The sequence below is a fragment of the Trebonia sp. genome (genome assembly GCF_049794275.1).
In the GTDB taxonomy this organism is placed as follows: domain Bacteria; phylum Actinomycetota; class Actinomycetes; order Streptosporangiales; family Streptosporangiaceae; genus Trebonia.
In genome coordinates this window covers 1-1,849 of record NZ_JBARCR010001244.1, presented here as the reverse complement: position 1 = coordinate 1,849, position 1,849 = coordinate 1, and the positions used below count along the sequence as shown (strand labels likewise).

At 72.6% G+C, this 1,849-nt stretch carries 3 protein-coding genes; 1 reads left to right on the top strand and 2 read right to left on the bottom strand.

The window, feature by feature from the left end; genetic code table 11:
* A partial coding sequence (locus tag WA805_RS30435; RefSeq protein WP_425244049.1) for an AMP-binding protein occupies positions 1-244 on the bottom strand: 244 nt, incomplete at its 3' end.
* A gap of 136 nt (positions 245-380) precedes the next feature.
* Between WA805_RS30435 and WA805_RS30430 the strand changes: the two genes are divergently transcribed.
* Positions 381-1,304: an SDR family oxidoreductase gene (locus WA805_RS30430; RefSeq protein WP_422275538.1), complete on the top strand. Its 924-nt coding sequence runs from the start codon at positions 381-383 to the stop codon at positions 1,302-1,304.
* Here WA805_RS30430 and WA805_RS30425 read toward each other — a convergent pair.
* Positions 1,301-1,849: NAD(P)-dependent oxidoreductase (locus WA805_RS30425; RefSeq protein ID WP_425244048.1), on the bottom strand; the 549-nt coding region annotated here is incomplete at its 5' end. The genes WA805_RS30430 and WA805_RS30425 overlap by 4 nt on opposite strands.

Genomic DNA, 1,849 nt, shown 5'->3' with positions numbered 1-1,849 from the left:
CCGCCGCACCGCGGGCGGCGACTGCGAGGAAGGCGATGACTAGCGCCGGGCCGTTGGCCGCGACCAGCGCGACTCGGTCGCCTTCCCGCACGCCGAGCGCGGCCAGCCGCCCGGCAGCCCGGTCGAGCGCGCGTTGCAGCGCGGCGTAAGAAAGCGATGCTCCGGACTCGGGGACCACCAGGGCGGGGTGATCGTCGGACCGCGTGACCAGCTGGCGGAGGGTGGGGGGCGTGGTGACGGTCATGCCCCAGTTTCTCCCCACCTCCGCCCGGCGGAAGCGCGGGGGCGGCTGAAGATCAGCGGTGATGACAGAAGCTGACATCAGGTGCTAAGCTGACGACAGCGACTGACATCAGATCTTCACACGGAAGGTTGGGCACATGCGCGTCTTCGTTACCGGAGCGTCCGGCTGGGTCGGGTCCGCCGTCGTTCCCGAGCTCATCGAGGCCGGGCACGAGGTCACCGGCCTCGCCAGGTCCGACGCCTCGGCCGGCGCCCTGACCGCGGCGGGAGCGCGGGTGCGCCGCGGCTCCCTCGACGACATCGACAGCCTCCGCGCGGGCGCGGCCGACGCGGACGGGGTCATCCACCTGGCCTTCAAGCATGACTTCGGCGACTTCGCCGCGGCGGGCGCGGCCGACCTGAACGCCGTCCAGGCGATGGGCGACGTCCTGGCCGGATCCGGCAAGCCCTTCGTGATCACGTCGGGGACGCTCATGCTCGCGATGATCGCGCCGGGGCGGCTCGGCACCGAGGACATCGTGGCCGGCCCGGAACTGGCCACCGCCCCGCGAGTCGGGTCGGAGCTCGCGGTGCTCGCCATGCCGGAACGCGGGGTGCGCACCTCCATCGTCCGCCTGTCGCCGACCGTGCACGGCGACGGTGACCGCGGCTTCGTCCCGCGCCTCATCGACATCGCCCGCGACAAGGGCGTCGCGGCCTACGTCGGCGACGGCGCCAACCGCTGGCCGGCGGTGCACCGGCTCGACGCGGCGCGGCTGTTCCTGCTAGCGCTGGAGAAGGCGCCCGCGGGGTCGGTGCTGCACGCCGCCGGCGATCCTGGTATCCCCTTCGTGGAGATCGCCGGCGCCATCGGCGGGCAGCTCGGCATCCCCGCGGCGAGCATCTCCGCAGACGAGGCGGACGGGCACTTCGGCTTCCTCGGCTCCTTCGTCCAGCTCGACAACCCGACGTCAACCGAGCTGACGCGGCAGCGCACGGGGTGGCAGCCGACGCATCCCGGGCTGATCGCCGACCTCAAGGAGGGGCACTACTTCGCGGCCGGGCCGCGCTCGAAGTACTAGGGGGTGCCGGGTACCACGCGGCCGCGCGTGATCTCCGCGATCGCCGCCCAGTCCAGGTCCTCGCCGAGCTCCGCGATCGAGGTCTCGAAGATCTCCCGCAGCAGCGGGCCGGTGGGCAGGTCGACGCCGGCGTCGGCGGCGGCCTGGACGGCGAGCATCACGTCCTTCAGGCCGAGAACCGTGGTGAACCCTGGCGGCGTGTAGCTGCCGCGCGCGATCGCGTCGCCGTAGCCGCCGTAGATCACGCCGGGGAAGATGCTGTCGTTGATCATCTCGACGAACTGGCCGGTGTCCAGGCCGTACCGCTCGAGCAGCGTGATCGACTCCGCGAGCGCTTGCAGCGCGTGGGCGATGAGGAAGTTCACCGCGATCTTGGCCACGTTCGCCGCCGACGCGGAGCTGCCGTACTGCCAGACCCGGCGGCCCATGACCTCCAGCATCGGCATCGATGCCTCGACCGCCTCGGGCGCGCCCGCGGCCAGGATCGTGAGCGCGCCCGCGGCGGCCGCGTTCGGCCGCCCGATCACGGGGGCGGAGACGTAACC

Coding starts and splice junctions, on each gene's coding strand:
- WA805_RS30430 (WP_422275538.1), top strand. CDS start 381: ATGCGCGTCTTCGTTACCGGAGCGTCCGGCTGGGTCGGGTCCGCCGTC.